Raw genomic sequence first — 17,417 nt, 5'->3', positions numbered from 1 at the left:
GAAGCGGACTCCGGGCCCGGGTCCGGGCGCCGTGCCGGGCGCCGTGCCGCTGCGCCGCATCGTGCTGGATGAGCTCTCCGTCGGCGTGGCGGAGCGGCTCGACCCGCCAAGCGCCGCCTACATCAACGGAAGCGGCCTGGCGAAAGCCTCGCCGATGGGCATGGGCCTGTACCGGATCGAACCCGTCGGAAGGGTGGGTTCCGTGCGCACCCCGACGGTGCAATTGGAGGTACGGCCCAAGGAGCGGCTCGGTCTGGGACGGCTGCTGTTCATGCTCGGCTACGCGGGGGACCAAGGTTTCCGCGAAGATTCCGTCGCCGCCGTCGAGGACACGGATCTGTGGAGTGCACTGGCAGAATCGCTGGCGCAACTCGCGAACCGCGCTCTCAGCCGAGGGGTGCTGCAGGGCTACCTGAACGTGGACGAATCACTCCGGACGGTCAAGGGCAGGATCCGCATCTCGGACCAGATCTCCCGCCGGCCCGGCATGCTGGTTCCGCTCGAGGTTTCCTATGACGAGTTCACCGAAGACATCGCGGAAAACCGCATCCTGCGGGCCGCTTTGGAGCGGATGTCCCAGGTGCCGGGTGTCCGGCCGGCAGTACTCAGCCGGCTGCGCCAGCTGAAGGGAAAGCTGGCGGCCGTGACCCGGTTGCAGTCCGGTGCGCCGCTGCCGGCATGGCGGGCCAGCCGGATGAACACCCGCTACCACGCAGCCCTGCGCCTCGCCGAGCTGATCCTGCGCAACGCCTCCGCGGAAGCCGGCGACGGAAAGCAACAGTCGGCGTCGTTTGTGGTGGACATGTCCAAGGTGTTCGAGGACTTCGTCGGCACGGCGCTGCGGGAGGCCATGGCGGCCTTCCCCGGTGAGATGCGCCTGCGGTACAACGCTTTGCTCAACGAGGCTGTCCGGGACTCGGACCGGATCGTGGTGCAGCCGGGTGCCGTGCACCTGTTGGGCGGGCGGCCGGTGATGGTCTATGACGCCAGGTATCAGGCGGCGGCCGACGTCGGCGCCTCACTCTCCGGCGACCATTACCGGATGCTGGCCTACTGCACCTCACTGCGGGTTCCGACGGCGTGGCTCATTTACCCCGGCGCCGGCGAAATCAAGTTGCGTCGGATCCTGAACACTGACATCGACATTGTGGAGTTTCCGGTGGATCTGTCCAAGCCGCCGTCGGAGATCCTGGCATCGGTGGCGGACCTCGCGCAACAGTCCTGGGGCGAAGTCGTGCGACAGGCAACCATCAGCCGCTGACGGTGACGGTGGCGTGTGCCGCACCTGACTCTTGTGCGCGCGGCAATTGACTGTGTCCGAACGCCACTGCACGCCAGGTGCTAGTTGCGGGCGGAAGTTACCCCGCTGCCTCCCGCCGGGCTGACATTGAAAGCAAGTGGCCCATGAGCGCCTTCTCCGGCCTACCGGGATTGCGGGCGACATGCCAGCGAAGTTTTTCTCGTACCTCCGCCTCTTCCGGCGTGTTATCAGCGAGAATCGCATCAATGATCGTCGACACCTGCCTGCGCAGGGGTTCAAGATCAGGGTCGACCTCGTGGGCCCGCCGGTAGTCCTCCAGCCGGGTGGGGGAGGACGGCACGGAGCGTGGCGCGTCGGTACCGGGCAATTCATTCGACGTCAGCAAGTGCGGCATCTGGCGCTCTCCCGTGGGTGTAGTAGTAGGAACAAGTACGGTCTGAATCCCCCAAAATCCCCCCGGACTCGAATTTTACCCGAGACAGACCATTCTGTCTCGCAACCCGCTAGAATATTTTTTGATGTCTCTTTCAACGAATCCCGCTGCGATATCGCCTCCGCCTGTTGTGGCGAACGGCGACGCGCTGCCCGTATCCGGAGTGCGCGAACGGATTCTCGACGCTGCCTATGACTTATTCTCCCGGCGGGGAGTCCGCGATGTCGGCGTTAACGAACTGATCAGCCGTTCCGGAGTGGCCAAGGCAAGCTTTTACCGTCATTTCGCGTCCAAGGACCAGCTGGTGCTGGCCTTCCTGGAACGCCGGGACCAGCAATGGACCGTTGACCAGGTCGTCTCCGAGGCCCGGCGCCGGGGTGAGACCCCGGAAGAGCGGCTGCTCTCCATCTTCGACGTCTTTGCCGACTGGTTTGCGCGCGATGACTTCGAGGCTTGCTCCTTCGTCAACATCCTGCTCGAAATGGGGCCAGGCCATCCTCTCGGCCAGGCCAGCATCGACTACCTCGCCAAGATCCGTGGCCATGTGGAGCAACTGGCCGAGGAGGCTGGACTGCGAGACCCGGAGAACTTCTCCCGTTCCTGGCACATCCTCATGAAGGGATCAATCGTTTCGGCAGCGGAGGGGGACCGTGCCGCCGCAGGCCGCGCCCGCGAAATGGCCGGTTGGCTGACTGCCCAGTACCGCGGCTAGTTTCCTGGCCGGCTTTCTGTTGCTTGGGCCAGCAGGAATGCATCCAACTGCCGCTCCAGCGTGGACGGATTCTTGAGCTCGCACTCCCAGACGGTAAGCACCTTCCAGCCTAGGCTTTCAAGCTGTCGAAGCTGCTCGGCGTCGCGGTTCCGGGTGCGCGTACGCTTGGTTTCCCAGAACTCGGCGTTGGCTTTGGGTGCGTGTTGCCCCACCCGGCAGTCGTGGAAATGCCAGAAACAGCCGTTGACAAAGATGACTTTGTGGCGGCTGGCGAAGACCAGGTCCGGGCTGCCGGGGAGTCTGCCTCCGCGGGCCGTGCCGTGCAGCCGGTAGCGGTAGCCCTTGGAATGCAGCAACTTTCGAACCAGCAATTCAGGTTTGGTGTTCTTCCCCCGGATGCGGGACATGTTCCAGCTGCGCCGCTCCGGTGTCAGCTTGTCCGCCATGGTTTAAGTCTAGGCGGCGGCTGAGGTTGCTCTGATTAGAGTTCCCGCTCCGGGTGTTCGGCGAACTGGAAGTGGCGGCCGGTGACCGACGTCGGCTCGATCTCAACGTAGAAGTCCTTCAGCGTGGGAACCCAGGGGTTGAGCCCCAACGATTCCGCCGCGGCGATGTCCGCGGACTGCTCCAGCACGCGCGCGGTGCCGCGCAGGACCACGGACCAGGCCTCCGCTGACAGGATGCCGTCGGTTTCGAACAGCACCTTGGGGTTGATGGTCAATTCGGCCAGTTTGTTGCCAGGCGCGGTGCGGAGGTACAGCATCCTGCCACTGACCACGTAGTTCACCGGGAAGATGTCTGGCTCCCCGGCCACGGTGACAACCAGCCTGCCGTGCTGAGTACCGTCAATCAGTTTCCAGCTCTGGTCATCGTCCAGATTGAGGATGGGGTTACCGTCGGCATGTTCGAACATCATGGCTTCATTGTTCTGTCGCCGGCAGGCAAACGCTAGAGGCCAAGGGGTCTGTCTGCACGCAGGGAGTGGGAGCTTCCGCCTGTGGACAACCCTGACGAGCAAAATGTGACGTCAGTTACCCTTAAGCCATTGTTTGGCTTAATGCGTCTTGATTTTCTATCGGGGGAGTAGCTGACCATGACATCCCGCACTTCGATCTCCACCAGCAGGCGAATTCGCGCGGCCGCCCTCGTTGCCGCGCTCCTGATGTCCGTCACTGCCTGTAATGGGGGAGGGGCCGAGCCGAACGCATCGCCGTCCGCTGGAAACCAGAGCCAGTCGGTGTCGACCACGCCCAGTGCCACCCCGAGCCCCATCGCCAGTTACAAACCGGCCGACGCCTCAGGGAGAGCCCAGAACGTCCCGGTTCCGGTGCTACCCGAGGCCGCGAAGCTGGAGACGAAGGAAGGGGCTGTAGCTTTCGCCTCTTATTGGTTTAGCTTGCTCAGCTACGGGTACGAGACTGGAGATCTGGCGCCATTGGATAGTGTCACCTCACCCGCATGTGCCCCTTGCATTACGGCCAAAAAGGTCATAGCCGCGTGGCACCAAGAAGGGCGGTGGCTCATCGGCGGTCAGATCACCACGCCTGCAGTAGAAACTACATTTTCAATTGGCGCCGACGGAACCTACAAAGTGGCGGTTCAGGCCCACCAAGTTCCATTGACCTATTTGAGGGCCGACGGGAGCGTCGCCCAGAAGGGTAATCAAGAAGACGATACTGGCAATCTTCTCCTCATCGCTTACCGCAATCATGCTTGGCACGTCGATGATGTCGGAAACATAGTCGGCTAGATAATGAGAATCCTTCGAGATAGCGTGTTTAGGCGAATACTCCTCACGGTTGGCGTGCTGATATGTGTATCCGTGTCCCCGGCCCTAGCGGACGGAGCTGTGGACCCACCTATTTCCGGCGGATGGGGACCCAAAGACGTGCACGTCGGAGGGTGGGATTGGGACCCGGCATTAAATGACTTCGTTCGGGCTCAGCCTGGAGTTCCAAATCACGACCCCTTCCAATATAAGTACGAGCTCCAATGTCACTTGGGCGGAGGTGACTTCGACACCGACTGTCTGGCAGTCCTTGTCGATTGCAAGAACGGGCCAGACGGCAAAGAGGGGATTCCTGTCGTTTGGCTAAAGGCACCAGTCGGAATGGCGAACCCCTCGTGGACCTTCCATTCCGGCCCTACCTGCCTCTTTGATGCCAGGCCAGAAGACTTGCTGCCTCGAATCGCGGCCATGATCCAAACCGAGTTCCAGCGACTTCCCATCGCGGCAGGAACCGTGACGGCCCAGCCAAGCCCGCACACCCTACGGGGAGCGGAGACCAACTTCTTCGGGGATGCGGCGGAACAGCAGTTCGATGTCACCATTCTGGCTCAGAGGGTGCACGTCGTGGCAAAGCCCGTGGAATACACCTGGACCTACGGCGATGGTGGTTCGCTCGGTCCCCAAGCGGCGGCGGGCGGCCCGTTGCCGCAGGAGCGATGGGGAGAAAAGACCCTCACCAGCCACGCGTACACCCAGACCGGGGACTTCTCAGTGGTGCTGACCACGCATTTCCGCGGCACCTACTCCGTGAATGGCGGCCCGCCCCTGCCCATCCCGGGTCAAGGCTCCTTCAGCTCGCCGCCGCAGCTTGTCAGCGTGTGGCGGTCCATTACCAAGAATTACGCGGACGATTGTCTCCGGAACCCCCAAGGCCAAGGGTGCCCAGGCGGCTCTCCGCCCAATCCCTAGTGTGGAGTTCCACTCGCAGTGATCCGAGTCTCACATGGAATAGTTGCAAACGCTGCGCAGTTACCGCCAATGAACCAATCCATTGTGAAAGGAACTGCGCATGCTGTTTTCCCCGATGACCCTCGGCGAGCTGGAACTGCCCAACCGACTCGTGATGGCGCCGCTCACCCGCGTCCGCTCCGGCAACGAAGGAGTCCCCGGCCCGCTGGTGGTCGAGCACTACCGCCAGCGCGCCTCGCTCGGCCTGATCGTCAGCGAGGGCACGTACCCCAGCCACGCAGGCCGAGGCTTCCCGGGCCAGCCCGGGCTCGTGACCGACGAGCAGCTCGCGGGCTGGGCCAACGTCACAGCCGCGGTTCATGCTGAGGGCGGCCGGATCTTCGCCCAGGTCATGCACGCCGGCCGGGTTACCCACCAGGACACCACCGGTGGCTACGAGGTAGTCGCACCCAGTGCCATTGCCATCGACGGCGAGACCCGCACGTACGAGGGCAAGAAGGCGTTCCCCGTACCGCACGCCCTGACCACAGGGGAACTGCCGGGCATCGTCCAGGAATTCGTGACGGCCTCCCGCAACGCGGTAGAGGCAGGCTTCGACGGCGTTGAGCTGCACTCCGCCAACGGTTACCTGCTGCACGAATTCCTTGCTCCGTCCGCCAACCAGCGCGACGACATCTACGGCGGCTCCCCGGAGAACCGGGCGCGTTTCGTCATTGAAGTGACCCGAGCCGTCGTGGATGACCTTGGCGCAGACCGCGTCGGCATCCGTATTTCGCCCGAGCACAACGTCCAGGGCACAACCGAAGTTGACGCAGCAGATGTCCAGGAAACCTACGCCCACCTCGTGGATGCCTTGGCACCCCTGAAGCTCGCCTACCTGAGTGTCCTGCACAAGGAGCCCACCAGCGAGCTGGTGCAGGGTCTGCGCGCCCGCTTCGGCGGAACCTTCCTACTGAACACGGGCTTCGGCGTCATCACCACCAGTGAGGAAGCCAAAGCGCTGATCGCGGACGGCCACGCTGACGCCGTCGTCGTCGGACGCCCCGCCATTGCCAACCCGGACCTGGTCCGCCGCTGGCGTGAAGGACTCCCGGTCAACGAGCCGGACCAGTCCACCTTCTACAGCGACGGCGCACAGGGCTACACCGACTACCCGGCCTACCAGAACTAGGACTCCCGGAACTCACCAACCGCCGCTGGACATGTCCAGCCGCAGCCGCGAACAGTGGGCAGAACACGATTCTGCCCACTGTTCGCGTTTAAGAATGGGCATGTCCCGCGGGCCGGGAACTTAAGAATGGGCATGTCCCGCGGGCTGGGAATTAGAGAAACGGGCATGTCCCGCGGGTCTTGCCCGAGAGCTCCACGGCAGCCCGTCCTATAGGATCTGAACATGCAACTAGCTTCCCCCGGGAGTCGCCCTGAGGGCCACTACGCGGGCCGTCCCGTCAGCCGCCAGGTCCTCGCTGACCACGTCTACGAAGAGCTGCTGGCGTCGCTGATGGACGGTCGGCTGGCACCTGGAACCGCGGTAAGTATTGACGGGACCGCCAGGGAACTGGATGTGTCCCCGACGCCGGTACGGGAAGCGCTCGCGCGTCTGGAGCACACCGGAATGGTGCGCCGCGTGGCGCTCAAGGGTTACCGGGTTGCGCCGGTCTTCACCCGGGAGGATTTTGCCGAACTCATGGAAGCGCGCCTCGCGATCGAGCCCGTGAATGCCCGGCTCGCGTGCGCGCGGCTGACGCCGGAGCACCTTGCCGAGCTGGGGCAGGCAGTCGTCGATCTCAGGAAGGCGCCAAGGGGCCCGTCGTTCGCCGAATACCGTGACTATCTGGAGGCAGACGAGAGGTTCCACCGGCTGATCGCGGAACAGACCGGCAACCAGTTCATGGTTGCCGCCTACGCCGCCCTCGGCGGACAGGTCCAGCGCTTCCGCTTGTTTGGGGGAGTGGGCATCACCGACGCGGAGCATGCCATCGCCGAGCATCAGTCCGTGCTGGACGCATTCTCGTCCGGCGATCCGGAGAAAGCGGCCGAGGCCATGGCCGAGCACGTGCAGAATGTCCGCGGCCGAGCCATCGCGGACGCACCGGCAGAGTAGATTCACCCCGGCTCGCAGCCTTAATACAGACCCGTAATAACTTTCTTGTGACCCCCTTCACAAGCACATCAAACACCCTATAGGATCTTCGATTGTGGCGGTTGTGTGCCGGCATCGGGAATCACAAGGGAGTGAAGTGTGCAGACAGATACTTTGGCCGCTGGGCCCAAGGAATCAGCGACACGCCGCACCATCAAGAATCTGCGGTGGTGGATCCTCGGCTGGGCGCTGGCCGCCGGCATCATCAACTACATGGACCGCAGTGCGATCTCCATCGCCGCTCCGCAGCTGATCAAAGAATTCGGCATGACCCGGACAGACATTGGGCTCCTGGGCACCGTGTTTTCCTGGACCTACGCCTTTTGCCAGTTGCCCGCCGGCTGGCTCGTGGACAAACTCGGCGCCCGCCGGATGTACTTCCTCGCCATCGCCGGCTGGAGCATTGCTACCGCGCTGATGGCCATGGGCGGCAAGATGTGGCAGTTTGTCACCTTCCGATTCCTGCTCGGCGTCACCGAAGCACCCAACGGACCGGCATCGGCCAGGCTCACCGCTGACTGGTTCCCCCGTGCGGAGCGCGGACAGGCCACCGCGATCTGGGACAGCGGATCCAAGTGGGGACCCGCCATCGCGCCGCCCGTCCTGACTGCCATCATGCTCGCCTTCGGCTGGCAGGCCATCTTCCTCTTCCTCGGCGTCGCCGGCCTGGTGCTCGCCGTTGCCTTATTCCTCTACTACCGCGCTCCGGAAGAACACAAACGCATCAGCGCGAAAGAACTGGAATACATCGAAAGCCAGCGCGCCACCCAGCTCCTGGCTGCCAAGAAAGTCTCCTGGCTGGGCCTCTTCAAGCACCGCCAGATCTGGGGAATGATGGCCGGGTTCTTCTGCGTCATCTGGATCTGGAACATCTTCATCGTCTTCCTGCCGCTCTACCTGCAGGAAGAGCGCGGCGCGAGCATCGCAACCTCCGGGTGGCTGGCGGCCGTCCCGTACCTCGGCGCAGCCATCCTCGGCATCACCGGCGGCTGGGTCATGACGCGCTACTCAAAGAAGGCAGGCCGCGATCCGCTCCTGGCCAAGCGCCACGTCATGTCGGTCGCCGCCGTTGCCGCCGGTATCCTGATCTGCCTCATCCCGTTCGTGGATTCCCTCCCGCTCGCCATCGCTGTGATGACCGTGGCACTGGGCTTCGTCGCCACCATGCAGGCAGCGGCCTGGGCCATGCCCGGTGACATCGTGGACAACTCCCAGGTCGCATCCGTCGGAGCCATCCAGAACTTCGGCGGCTACTTCGGCGGCGCCTTTGCCCCGCTGCTGACCGGCGTGATCGCCGACGCAACCGGCTCCTACGCGCCGTCGTTCGTCATCGGCGGCGTCATCGCGGCTCTCGCCGCCGTGGCCTACACCGTCCTGGTCCGCGAGCCCATCAGGGACAAGACGACCGCAGACCGGCCGGAGAACGGAGTCGACGCATGAGCACAGCCACCAATGAATTGACGACGACGGCGGCCGCCACCCGCCCGCCGTTCACCGTGGCGGTCACGGCCGACGCTGCAAGGCCTGACGGAAGCTCCATCCACGGGGATCTGGGGCTGCAGCGGCTCAGTGAGAAGGGCATCAGCTGGAGCGTTCTGCCCAGCTACACGGACCCGGTCCCGGTAGCGGATCTCGCCGGGGTCCAGGCCGTTCTGTCACTGGGGCACATAGCCTTCGATTCGCGCACCGTGGACCACGCCCCGGAGCTGCGGCTGATCGCCCGGTTCGGGGCAGGGTACGAAACCATTGACTTGGACGCCTGCACCCGCGCCGGCGTCGTTGTCACCAACACTCCGGATGCCATCCGGCGGCCGTTGGCGGTAGCCGGGCTGACCCTCCTCCTGGCCCTCTCGCACAAGCTCCTGGCCAAGGACAGGCTGACGCGCACGTCCGACTGGGCGAAGCGCGAACACTACCGGGGCGCGCCGCTGGTGGGGCAGACGGTCGGCATCGTGGGCTTCGGCAGCGTCGGCGCGGAGCGCGCGCGGCTGCTGGCTCCCCTTGGGATGAAGGTGGTGGGCAACAACCGCAGCGGCCGCCATACGGAGGCCGCCGAACTCGGCGTCGAGTTGCTGGGCCTCAACGAGCTGTTGGAACGCTCGGACTACGTTGTGCTCTGCGCCGCTCTGACGCCGGCGACGGAAAAGCTGATCGACGCCGTGGCGTTGGCCCGGATGAAGGCAAGCGCCTATCTGATCAACATCGGCCGCGGAAAGCTCGTGGACACGGATGCCCTTCGGGATGCGCTGCGGGATGGCCGCATCGCCGGCGCCGGGCTGGACGTCTTTGCGCCGGAACCGTTGCTTCCCGACGACGAGCTGCTGACCTTCGACAACGTGCTGCTTTCCCCGCATTCGCTGTGCTGGACCGAAGATTTCACCCTGGATGTGGCGGCCAGCGCCATCGCCTCGATCCTGGCGGTGGCGGCGGGGGAGCGCCCTGCCCATGTCCTGAATCCGGAGGTCTTCGCAACAGCGGCCTTCGCCGCGAAGCAGGCGTAACCCGTCCATGTGATCTTGACAACACCACCTCAGATAGTAGATCCTATAGGAAACAGGATTCCACGAAGGAGTGAATACCCATGGCTTACACAGCTGAAAACTGGCCCATCACCGCGGCGCTGCTGCAGTTCCCCGGCGTCGACGCGCAGGGCAAGCACATCAACGACGCGTCCGCTTCCGCCTGGGCCGAGGTCTTCACCGAGGTCAGGGAAGCCGGCTTTGCCGACGCCGACCTCACGGACAGCTGGGTCCGTCCCGGCGACCTGAGCTCTGCCCGGCTCGCCGAGTTCAAGGAAACCGCGGAGAACGTCGGCATCGGCATCCCCGTCATCTCGGCCATCCGGCGCAGCGTCATCGAGGCCGAGAACTGGGAAGCCAACCTGGCCTACAGCCACCGCACCATCGACGCGGCGGCCGAGCTTGGCTGCGAGGTGGTCTCCTTCGGGCTGCACCAGGCGCTCACCGCCGAGCAGCAGAAGCAGCTGTGGTTCTGGACCGTCGAAGGGCACAAGGACCCGGTGGGGGACAAGGAGACCTGGGGCAAGGCCGTTACCAGGCTCCGCGAGCTCGGCCGCCACGCAGCGGATGCCGGCATCCTGCTTTCGCTGGAAATGTACGAGGACACCTACCTGGGCACCGCGGATTCTTCCGTGCAGCTGGTTCAGGACATCGGCCTGGACAACGTCGGCCTGAACCCGGACCTCGGCAACCTGATCCGGGTGCACCGCCCGATCGAGGACTGGCGCGAGATGGTCGCCAAGACCCTGCCGTACTCGAACTACTGGCACATGAAGAACTACATCCGCGATGAAGACGTGGCCCGTGACAGCTACGTCGCCATGCCCGCGCCGATGGAAAGCGGCCTCATCAACTACCGCGAGGCATTCAAGATTGCCCTGTCCGTCGGCTTCGAGGGAATCCTGTGCACCGAGCACTACGGCGGCGACGGACTCAGCGTCACGGCCAGCAACCAGGACTACCTGCGCCGCCACGTCCTGCCGAAGACCGACGGTTATGCCCTCGGCCGGAGCCAGGTGGCCCAGGGCCGGCAGCAGCCGGCAACCTCGGAACTCGCCGGCGTCTGACCTCGCCGACGTCTGACTCAGCCCAGCACGACTTCTCCAACACGGACTCAATGAGGAACCATGACCCAGATCTTCGACAACCCCGCTGACTTTGCGGATGAGGCACTGGACGGCTTCGTCGCGGCCAACCGCGGCTACGTCGCCCGGGTGGACGGCGGCGTGGTCCGCTCCACCGAGGTCCCTGCCGGGCAGGTGGCCCTGGTGGTGGGCGGCGGATCGGGGCACTACCCCGCCTTCGCAGGCTTGGTGGGCCCGGGCCTGGCCGCGGGATCGGCCTGCGGCAACATGTTCGCTTCCCCCGCGGCGGGGCAGGTTTACCGGGTGGCCAAGGCCGCCAACGCGGGCGGCGGGGTGCTGCTCAGCTACGGCAACTACGCGGGCGACGTCCTGCACTTCGGCCAGGCCCAGCTGCGCCTCAACGCGGAAGGCATTGAAACCCGCACCGTTTTGGTCACCGACGACATCGCCAGCGCCCCGCTGGAGCAGATCGGGAAGCGCCGCGGGATCGCAGGAGACCTGACGGTCTTCAAGATCGCCGGCGCCGCCGCAGAGGCCGGGTTGAACCTCGACGACGTCGAACGGCTGGCCATCAGGACCAACCACCGCACCCGTTCGCTCGGCGTGGCGTTCGGCGGCTGCACGCTGCCGGGCGCCAGCGAACCCCTCTTCCACGTCCCGGCGGGCCAGATGTCCCTGGGCCTGGGCATCCACGGGGAACCGGGGATATCCGAACACCCGATGCCCACCGCCTCCGAACTCGCCGAACTGCTGGTTTCCAAGCTGCTCGCCGACAAGCCTGACCAGGCCGGAGACCGCGTGGTCGCCATCGTCAACGGGCTCGGCACGGTCAAGTACGACGAGCTGTTCCTGCTCTTCGGCAAGATCGAAAAGCGCCTCGTCGCCGCGGGACTCACCGTGGTGGAGCCGGAATGCGGCGAGCTGGTCACCAGCCTGGACATGTCTGGGCTCTCCCTCACCCTGCTGTGGCTGGACGAGGAACTCGAACAGTACTGGGCAGCTCCGGTGGACACCCCGGCCTTCCGCAAGGGCAACCTGGCACCCCGCGCCCGCCGCGAACTGGCCGGTCCGGAAGCCGCCGAATCAGCCGAGGTCGAACGACCCACTCCGGCAGCGGCGGACCTCGGGCGGCAGGCAGTCGGAGTGCTCGCCCAGGTGCGGGACGTCGTCGTCGAGCACGAAGAGGAACTGGGCCGCCTGGACGCCATCGCCGGCGACGGCGACCACGGGATCGGCATGCGGCGCGGCGTGGACGCGGCAGTCGCCGCCGCTCAGCAGGCGGCGGCGAACGACGGCGGCGCCTCGGCGTCGCGGGTCCTGACCGCAGCGGGGGAGGCCTGGAGCGAACGCGCGGGCGGCACCTCGGGGGCACTCTGGGGTTCAGCGCTCATCGCCGCCGGACTCGCCCTGGGAAACCAGGACAGCTACAGCGGTGAGGACGCAGCCGCCGCGGTCACGGCCTTTGTCGACGCCATCACCGAGCTCGGCAAGGCGGAGCTGGGGGACAAGACCATGGTGGACGCGCTGCTGCCCTTCCGGGACGCCTTCCTCACAGCGTCCGACGGCGGCGCCCCGGTAGGTACTTCGCTCGCCGCGGCTGCGGCCGCCGCCCAGGCCGCCGCAGACAAGACCGCGGGACTGCGTCCCCTCAAGGGCCGCGCCCGTCCGCTGGCCGAAAAGAGCCTCGGACACCCGGACCCCGGCGCGGTTTCGTTTGCACTGATCGCAGCACGGATCTCAACCCACCTCGAAACTGCACACACCGACGCCAGGCTCGCGAACCCCGAACTGGCGAACCCCGAACTGGCAAAGCAAGGAGTACAGGCATGAGCACAACAACAGGCTGGCGCGTCGTCGTCGGCAACGATGAGGCGGGCGTCGAATACAAAAACGCCCTGAAGGCACTCCTCGAAGCGGATCCCCGCGTGGCCTCGGTGCAGGACGTGGGGGTCGGCGCCAACGACTCCACCGCCTACCCCCACGTGGCCGTTGACGCCGCGCGGAAAGTGGCCGAGGGCAAAGCCGACCGGGCGCTGCTGATCTGCGGCACGGGCCTGGGCGTGGCCATCGCGGCGAACAAGGTCCCCGGCATCCGTGCGGTCACCGCGCACGACAGCTACTCGGTGGAACGCTCGGTCCTGAGCAACAACGCCCAAGTGCTCACCATGGGGCAGCGCGTCATCGGACTGGAACTCGCCAAGAAGCTCGTCGGCGAATGGCTCAGCCACCGCTTCGATGAAAACTCCTCCTCCGCCGCCAAGGTGGAGGCCATCTGCTCGTACGAACCCGAATACACGAAGGCAGTCTGAACATGACCGAATCAACAGATACCGCAGCCGCCATCAACGCCGCCCGCAAGATCGCCGTCGTCGGCTCCGGCTACATGGGCGGCGGCATCGCCCAGGTCCTGGCGCTCGGCGGAGCCCGGGTTGCGCTGGCCGATGTGTCCGCCGAAGTGGCGCAGAAGAACTACGAGCGGCTCCTCACGGAATCCGACGAATTCGTGGCCGCGGGTCTCTTCCCCGAAGGCTCCACCGCCATCCTGAAGGAAAACCTCTGGGCCGCCCAGAACATCGAGGAAGCCGTGGCCGACGCCGACTTCATCGAAGAAGCCGTCCCCGAAGTCATCGCGATCAAGCACCAGACGCTGGCCCGGATCAGCGCCGCAGCCCGGCCAGACGCCATCATCGGCTCCAACACGTCCACGATCTCCATCGCGGACCTGTCCGAGCCCGTCACCAACCCGGGGCGGTTCCTGGGCGTGCACTTCTCCAACCCGTCACCGTTCATTCCCGGCGTCGAAATCATTCCTCACGCCGGCACCTCGGCGGCCACGGTCGGCGCCGTCCGCGAGCTAGTCCACGCCGCCGGCAAGCAGACCGCCGTCGTCAAGGACGTCACCGGATTCGTGCTCAACCGCCTCCAGTACGCGCTGTTCCACGAGGCCGCCCAGCTCGTGGAGCAGGAGATCGCGACGGCGGAGGACGTGGACACGCTGGTCCGCACCACGTTCGGCTTCCGGCTGCCGTTCTTCGGACCGTTCGCCATCGCGGACATGGCCGGGCTCGATGTTTACAACTTCTGCTACAAGTCCCTCCAGACGGACTTCCCGGAGCGCTTCGCCACCCCGAAAATCCTCACCGACCTGGTGGAGGCGGGCAAGCTGGGTACCAAGACCGGAGCCGGCTTCCTCAACGTCCCGGCGGAGCGCACGCCGGAGCTGATCGCGTACCGGAACAAGGCGTACGTGGCCATGCAGAAGCTCATCGACGAGCTCGGCCCCGCCCCCATCAACTGAGTCCGCACCTTCCACCTTTCAGGAGCATTCCCATGAGCACTTTCCCCGCAGGACGCACGGCGATCATCACCGGCGCCGTGTCCGAGCGAGGCATCGGCCGCGCCACCGCCAACTACCTGGCGGCGCAGGGCTGGAACATCGGCATCATCGATCTCGATGACGCCCTGTGCAAGTCCGCAGCCAAGGAACTCGCCGCCGAACACGGCGTCAAGGCCTTCGGCGCCGGCGCCAACGTTTCCGACGAAGGCTCGGTCCGTGCAGCGATCGATGCGATCGAGGCCGAACTGCCGCAGATCGTGGCGCTCGCCAACGTGGCCGGCGTCAGCTCCCCGGTTCCCTACCTTGAGCTCGACGCCGCCGAATGGGACCGCGTGCTGAACATCAACCTCAACGGGGTCCACTACGCCACCCGCCGTGTCGCAGAATCCATGGTGAAGAACAGGATCGGGCGCATCGTGAACATCTCCTCCGTCTCCGCCCAGCGCGGCGGCGGCACGTTCTCCAAGACGCCGTACTCGGTGGCGAAAGCGGGCGTGATCGGCCTGACCCGTGCAACGGCCCGCGAACTGGGCGAGTACGACATCACCGTCAACGCCATCTCGCCGGGCCCCATCGACACCGACATCATGGGCGGCACCCTCAGCGAGGAACGCAAGGACGAACTCACCAAAGACCTCGTGGTCAACCGCGTTGGCTCCACCCGGGACATCGCAGCAGCCATCGCCTTCCTCATCAGCGAGGACGCCGGGTACATCTCCGGCCAGACGCTGAATGTGGATGGCGGACTCTACATGCACTAAGGAAGAAGAATCGTGGCCCAACACACCCAACCGCCCGCTGCCTCCGGCTTCGCGTCGTGGAGCAAGGGACGGAAGATCTACCTCGCCGTCGGGATCCTGGCCTGCCTGGCCGGGATAATGATCATCGCTTTTTCACGCTAGAGAAAATCACTGCCTGTTCAACGCACCTGTCCTACCCACCCGTTCTGCCCCACCTGATCTACTCACCTGATTCACTCAATGAGGAGTTTTGATGTCCGTAGCAACAACGTCCACCAGGGACCTCCTGGATACGCCGGTACTGAAATCGGCCATATCCAAGGCATCCCGCCGGCTTATGCCCATGCTGGTGATCCTCTATGTGGTGGCCTTCCTGGACCGCACCAATGTGGGCTTCGCCGAAGCGGCCCTGGGAGTGGACAAGGGCATCACCGCCGGCGCCTACGCCCTGGGCGCCGGGATCTTCTTCATCGGCTACGCCCTGTTCGAGATCCCCAGCAACCTGCTGCTGACCAAGTTCGGCGCAAAGGTGTGGCTGGCCCGCATCGCCATCACCTGGGGCATCGTGTCCGCGTGCTTCGCCTTCGTCCAGGGCGAGACGTCGTTCATCATCCTGCGGTTCCTGCTGGGTGTCACCGAGGCCGGGCTGTTCCCGGGCGTCATCATGTTCCTTGCCGCCTGGTTCCCCAACAAGGTCCGCGTCAAGATGTTCGCCATCTTCTACCTGGCCCAGCCGTTCTCCCAGATGATGGGCGCCCCGCTGTCCGGCTGGCTGATCAACATCGGCGACCAGGTGCCCGGAGTCCAGGGCTGGCAGGTCATGTTCTTCGTTGAAGGCATGCTGGCGGTCGTCGCCGGTGTTGCCGCGTACTTCTTCCTGATCAACAGCCCGCAGGACGCCAAGTTCCTGAGCAAGGACGAGAAGAACGCACTCCTGGAGGTCATGGCACTGGAGGACACCGTCAAGGAAGAGTCCGGCCCGCGCGGCGTGCTCGCCGCCATGAAGAACGGCAAGGTCTGGTACTTCACCGTCATCTACTTCTGCCTCCAGATCGCCGTCTACGGCGTCACGTTCTACCTGCCGCAGCAGGTGGCCCAGCTGACCGGCCAGAAGGTGGGCTTCGCCGTCGGCCTGATGGCAGCCATCCCGTGGTTCTTCGGCATCTTCGCCTGCTACTTCATCGGCAAGGCCGCCAACACCGTGGTCCGCCGCCGGGTCTGGGGCACCGGGCTGTTCATCTCCACCGGGCTCTGCATCTTCGGCTCCGCCTGGGCCGGCGCGAACCACATCCCGGCACTCGGCATCATTTTCATCACCCTCGCCGTGTGTAGCTTCCTCTCCATCGGCCCCATCGCCTGGTCCTACCCGACGGCGTTCCTCACCGGTACGGCCGCGGCTGCGGGCATCGGCCTGATCAACTCGCTCGGCAACCTGGGCGGTTTTGTGGCCCCGATCCTGCGGACGTCCGTGAATCAGATGACCGCATCCGATACCGGTACCATGGGCGTCTACGCGCTGGGCGTGCTCCCGTTCCTGGCCGCGGCCATGATGTTCGCCACCCGCCGGTTCAAGAACAAGGCCGACGAACTCCTGGAGCAGTAACCCAACCCGTCAGGCCCACGGGCTGCCCGATAGCTCAGCCCAGCAGTCCAGCAGAAAGCACCAACAATGCAGCAGACTCCAGCCAGCCATACCCCCAGCACCCGCATCCTTGTGGGGGTCAGCACCAAGATGTACCTGGGCTACCGGGACAGTCTGGACTGGCTGGAGCGGCTGCGGCACGAAGTGGACACCCGTCCGGCCCTCGCGGCCGGGCGGGTTGTCCCGTTTGTCATCCCGTCCTTCCCCGTCCTGCCCGCGGCGGCCCGGCTCCTGGGAGATTCGCCGCTGCTGCTCGGCGCCCAGAACTGCGGCTGGGCGGACGGCCCGTGGACCGGGGAGGTGGCCCCGTCGATGCTCGCGGAACTCGGGGTCCGGCTCGTGGAAATCGGCCACGCCGAACGCCGGCGGCACTTCGGCGAAGACGATGCCATGGTTGCCCTCAAGGTCCGGGCGGCGGATGACGCCGGGCTCACGCCGCTGCTGTGCGTGGGGGAGCGCGACGGCGGGCAGCCGGCGGCCGCCGCGGACTTTGTGTACCGCCAGATCGAGTTGGCCGTCGACGGCGACTGGGACCTCGCCGGCCGGCTCACCATCGCCTACGAACCCGTCTGGGCCATCGGTGCGGCGGAACCCGCCGGCGCGGCGTACGTGTCCGACGTCGTCCAACGGCTCCGCGGACAGCTCGCCGCCGCCGGGCTGCGGGAGCTGCCGGTCATCTACGGCGGTTCGGCCAAGCCTGGACTGCTGCCGACCCTCGAGGGTGTCTCCGGCCTGTTCCTGGGCCGTTTTGCGCACGACCCCGCGAACTTCGGCACAGTGCTGGACGAGGCACTCCTGATTGCAGCCGCCAACCAGAACTAGGGCCAGCCGCCAGGCCTTCATGGCT

Annotated in this window: 19 protein-coding genes; 16 read left to right on the top strand and 3 right to left on the bottom strand. The window is 65.4% G+C overall.

The annotated features are described in order from the left end of the window. The first annotated feature begins 31 nt into the window (after positions 1 to 31). Entirely contained in the window at positions 32 to 1,261 is a 1,230-nt protein-coding gene (locus tag ACVWZ8_RS03405) for a 5-methylcytosine restriction system specificity protein McrC (RefSeq protein ID WP_456505898.1), read from the top strand. A gap of 97 nt (positions 1,262 to 1,358) precedes the next feature. Here ACVWZ8_RS03405 and ACVWZ8_RS03400 read toward each other — a convergent pair whose 3' ends face one another. Then, positions 1,359 to 1,655 (bottom strand): hypothetical protein, encoded by a 297-nt coding sequence (locus tag ACVWZ8_RS03400; RefSeq protein ID WP_426976256.1) that lies wholly within the window; start codon positions 1,653 to 1,655, stop codon positions 1,359 to 1,361. Positions 1,656 to 1,779: 124 nt separating this feature from the next. Between ACVWZ8_RS03400 and ACVWZ8_RS03395 the strand changes: the two genes are divergently transcribed. Next, complete coding sequence (locus tag ACVWZ8_RS03395; protein ID WP_456503795.1) at positions 1,780 to 2,406, top strand: TetR/AcrR family transcriptional regulator; 627 nt, start codon at positions 1,780 to 1,782, stop codon at positions 2,404 to 2,406. Here the strand turns inward: ACVWZ8_RS03395 and ACVWZ8_RS03390 are convergent. Continuing rightward, positions 2,403 to 2,852: a very short patch repair endonuclease gene (locus ACVWZ8_RS03390; protein ID WP_456503794.1), complete on the bottom strand. Its 450-nt coding sequence runs from the start codon at positions 2,850 to 2,852 to the stop codon at positions 2,403 to 2,405. The two genes, ACVWZ8_RS03395 and ACVWZ8_RS03390, sit on opposite strands and share 4 nt — an antisense overlap. 35 nt (positions 2,853 to 2,887) lie before the next feature. Next, positions 2,888 to 3,322, bottom strand: a complete 435-nt coding sequence (locus ACVWZ8_RS03385; RefSeq protein WP_426976259.1) for a pyridoxamine 5'-phosphate oxidase family protein — start codon at positions 3,320 to 3,322, stop codon at positions 2,888 to 2,890. Between the two features lie 177 nt (positions 3,323 to 3,499). Between ACVWZ8_RS03385 and ACVWZ8_RS03380 the strand changes: the two genes are divergently transcribed. The 14 genes from ACVWZ8_RS03380 to ACVWZ8_RS03315 all read left to right on the top strand — a co-directional run bounded on the left by ACVWZ8_RS03380 (position 3,500) and on the right by ACVWZ8_RS03315 (position 17,392). Beyond that, positions 3,500 to 4,156 (top strand): DUF6318 family protein, encoded by a 657-nt coding sequence (locus tag ACVWZ8_RS03380; protein ID WP_456503793.1) that lies wholly within the window; start codon positions 3,500 to 3,502, stop codon positions 4,154 to 4,156. 447 nt (positions 4,157 to 4,603) lie between these two features. Further along, complete coding sequence (locus ACVWZ8_RS03375) at positions 4,604 to 5,104, top strand: hypothetical protein (RefSeq protein ID WP_426976260.1); 501 nt, start codon at positions 4,604 to 4,606, stop codon at positions 5,102 to 5,104. A gap of 100 nt (positions 5,105 to 5,204) precedes the next feature. Then, the gene (locus tag ACVWZ8_RS03370) at positions 5,205 to 6,275 is read left to right on the top strand and encodes an alkene reductase (RefSeq protein WP_456503792.1); all 1,071 of its coding nucleotides are present in this window, start codon (positions 5,205 to 5,207) and stop codon (positions 6,273 to 6,275) included. 222 nt (positions 6,276 to 6,497) lie between these two features. Next, positions 6,498 to 7,208: a GntR family transcriptional regulator gene (locus ACVWZ8_RS03365; RefSeq protein WP_456503791.1), complete on the top strand. Its 711-nt coding sequence runs from the start codon at positions 6,498 to 6,500 to the stop codon at positions 7,206 to 7,208. Between the two features lie 138 nt (positions 7,209 to 7,346). Beyond that, positions 7,347 to 8,687 (top strand): MFS transporter, encoded by a 1,341-nt coding sequence (locus tag ACVWZ8_RS03360; RefSeq protein ID WP_456503790.1) that lies wholly within the window; start codon positions 7,347 to 7,349, stop codon positions 8,685 to 8,687. After that, positions 8,684 to 9,748 carry a 2-hydroxyacid dehydrogenase gene (locus tag ACVWZ8_RS03355; protein ID WP_456503789.1) on the top strand — a complete coding sequence of 355 codons (1,065 nt, stop codon included), beginning with the start codon at positions 8,684 to 8,686 and terminating at the stop codon, positions 9,746 to 9,748. The genes ACVWZ8_RS03360 and ACVWZ8_RS03355 overlap by 4 nt, the downstream gene beginning before the upstream one ends. An 80-nt stretch (positions 9,749 to 9,828) precedes the next feature. Further along, positions 9,829 to 10,833, top strand: a complete 1,005-nt coding sequence (locus ACVWZ8_RS03350) for a sugar phosphate isomerase/epimerase family protein (RefSeq protein ID WP_426976265.1) — start codon at positions 9,829 to 9,831, stop codon at positions 10,831 to 10,833. A 60-nt stretch (positions 10,834 to 10,893) separates the two neighbouring features. Then, positions 10,894 to 12,681: a dihydroxyacetone kinase subunit DhaL gene (gene dhaL / locus ACVWZ8_RS03345; protein ID WP_456503788.1), complete on the top strand. Its 1,788-nt coding sequence runs from the start codon at positions 10,894 to 10,896 to the stop codon at positions 12,679 to 12,681. Beyond that, positions 12,678 to 13,160, top strand: coding sequence for a ribose-5-phosphate isomerase (locus ACVWZ8_RS03340; RefSeq protein WP_456503787.1), 483 nt, complete (start codon positions 12,678 to 12,680; stop codon positions 13,158 to 13,160). The genes dhaL and ACVWZ8_RS03340 overlap by 4 nt, the downstream gene beginning before the upstream one ends. Before the next feature lie 2 nt (positions 13,161 to 13,162). Continuing rightward, the gene (locus tag ACVWZ8_RS03335) at positions 13,163 to 14,149 is read left to right on the top strand and encodes a 3-hydroxyacyl-CoA dehydrogenase family protein (protein WP_456503786.1); all 987 of its coding nucleotides are present in this window, start codon (positions 13,163 to 13,165) and stop codon (positions 14,147 to 14,149) included. Between the two features lie 32 nt (positions 14,150 to 14,181). Next, positions 14,182 to 14,949 carry an SDR family NAD(P)-dependent oxidoreductase gene (locus tag ACVWZ8_RS03330; RefSeq protein ID WP_456503785.1) on the top strand — a complete coding sequence of 256 codons (768 nt, stop codon included), beginning with the start codon at positions 14,182 to 14,184 and terminating at the stop codon, positions 14,947 to 14,949. 12 nt (positions 14,950 to 14,961) lie between these two features. Continuing rightward, entirely contained in the window at positions 14,962 to 15,090 is a 129-nt protein-coding gene (locus tag ACVWZ8_RS03325) for a hypothetical protein (protein WP_456503784.1), read from the top strand. A 91-nt stretch (positions 15,091 to 15,181) separates the two neighbouring features. Beyond that, entirely contained in the window at positions 15,182 to 16,531 is a 1,350-nt protein-coding gene (locus tag ACVWZ8_RS03320) for an MFS transporter (protein ID WP_426976271.1), read from the top strand. A 66-nt stretch (positions 16,532 to 16,597) separates the two neighbouring features. After that, complete coding sequence (locus tag ACVWZ8_RS03315) at positions 16,598 to 17,392, top strand: triose-phosphate isomerase family protein (RefSeq protein WP_456503783.1); 795 nt, start codon at positions 16,598 to 16,600, stop codon at positions 17,390 to 17,392. The last annotated feature ends 25 nt before the right edge of the window (positions 17,393 to 17,417 follow it).

The sequence above is a fragment of the Arthrobacter sp. UYCu723 genome (assembly GCF_054059215.1).
The sequence above is the reverse complement of the archived record's forward strand: the minus strand, read 5'-3'. Positions and strand labels throughout refer to the sequence as shown.

What these genes read in the sequence shown, in the direction of transcription:
- ACVWZ8_RS03315 (WP_456503783.1), top strand. Translation starts at nt 16,598, where the DNA reads ATGCAGCAGACTCCAGCCAGCCATACCCCCAGCACCCGCATCCTTGTG.
- ACVWZ8_RS03380 (WP_456503793.1), top strand. Translation starts at nt 3,500, where the DNA reads ATGACATCCCGCACTTCGATCTCCACCAGCAGGCGAATTCGCGCGGCC.
- ACVWZ8_RS03350 (WP_426976265.1), top strand. Translation starts at nt 9,829, where the DNA reads ATGGCTTACACAGCTGAAAACTGGCCCATCACCGCGGCGCTGCTGCAG.
- ACVWZ8_RS03320 (WP_426976271.1), top strand. Translation starts at nt 15,182, where the DNA reads ATGTCCGTAGCAACAACGTCCACCAGGGACCTCCTGGATACGCCGGTA.
- ACVWZ8_RS03400 (WP_426976256.1), bottom strand. Translation starts at nt 1,655, where the DNA reads ATGCCGCACTTGCTGACGTCGAATGAATTGCCCGGTACCGACGCGCCA.
- dhaL (WP_456503788.1), top strand. Translation starts at nt 10,894, where the DNA reads ATGACCCAGATCTTCGACAACCCCGCTGACTTTGCGGATGAGGCACTG.
- ACVWZ8_RS03355 (WP_456503789.1), top strand. Translation starts at nt 8,684, where the DNA reads ATGAGCACAGCCACCAATGAATTGACGACGACGGCGGCCGCCACCCGC.
- ACVWZ8_RS03340 (WP_456503787.1), top strand. Translation starts at nt 12,678, where the DNA reads ATGAGCACAACAACAGGCTGGCGCGTCGTCGTCGGCAACGATGAGGCG.
- ACVWZ8_RS03395 (WP_456503795.1), top strand. Translation starts at nt 1,780, where the DNA reads ATGTCTCTTTCAACGAATCCCGCTGCGATATCGCCTCCGCCTGTTGTG.
- ACVWZ8_RS03390 (WP_456503794.1), bottom strand. Translation starts at nt 2,852, where the DNA reads ATGGCGGACAAGCTGACACCGGAGCGGCGCAGCTGGAACATGTCCCGC.
- ACVWZ8_RS03375 (WP_426976260.1), top strand. Translation starts at nt 4,604, where the DNA reads ATGATCCAAACCGAGTTCCAGCGACTTCCCATCGCGGCAGGAACCGTG.
- ACVWZ8_RS03370 (WP_456503792.1), top strand. Translation starts at nt 5,205, where the DNA reads ATGCTGTTTTCCCCGATGACCCTCGGCGAGCTGGAACTGCCCAACCGA.
- ACVWZ8_RS03365 (WP_456503791.1), top strand. Translation starts at nt 6,498, where the DNA reads ATGCAACTAGCTTCCCCCGGGAGTCGCCCTGAGGGCCACTACGCGGGC.
- ACVWZ8_RS03335 (WP_456503786.1), top strand. Translation starts at nt 13,163, where the DNA reads ATGACCGAATCAACAGATACCGCAGCCGCCATCAACGCCGCCCGCAAG.
- ACVWZ8_RS03385 (WP_426976259.1), bottom strand. Translation starts at nt 3,322, where the DNA reads ATGATGTTCGAACATGCCGACGGTAACCCCATCCTCAATCTGGACGAT.
- ACVWZ8_RS03330 (WP_456503785.1), top strand. Translation starts at nt 14,182, where the DNA reads ATGAGCACTTTCCCCGCAGGACGCACGGCGATCATCACCGGCGCCGTG.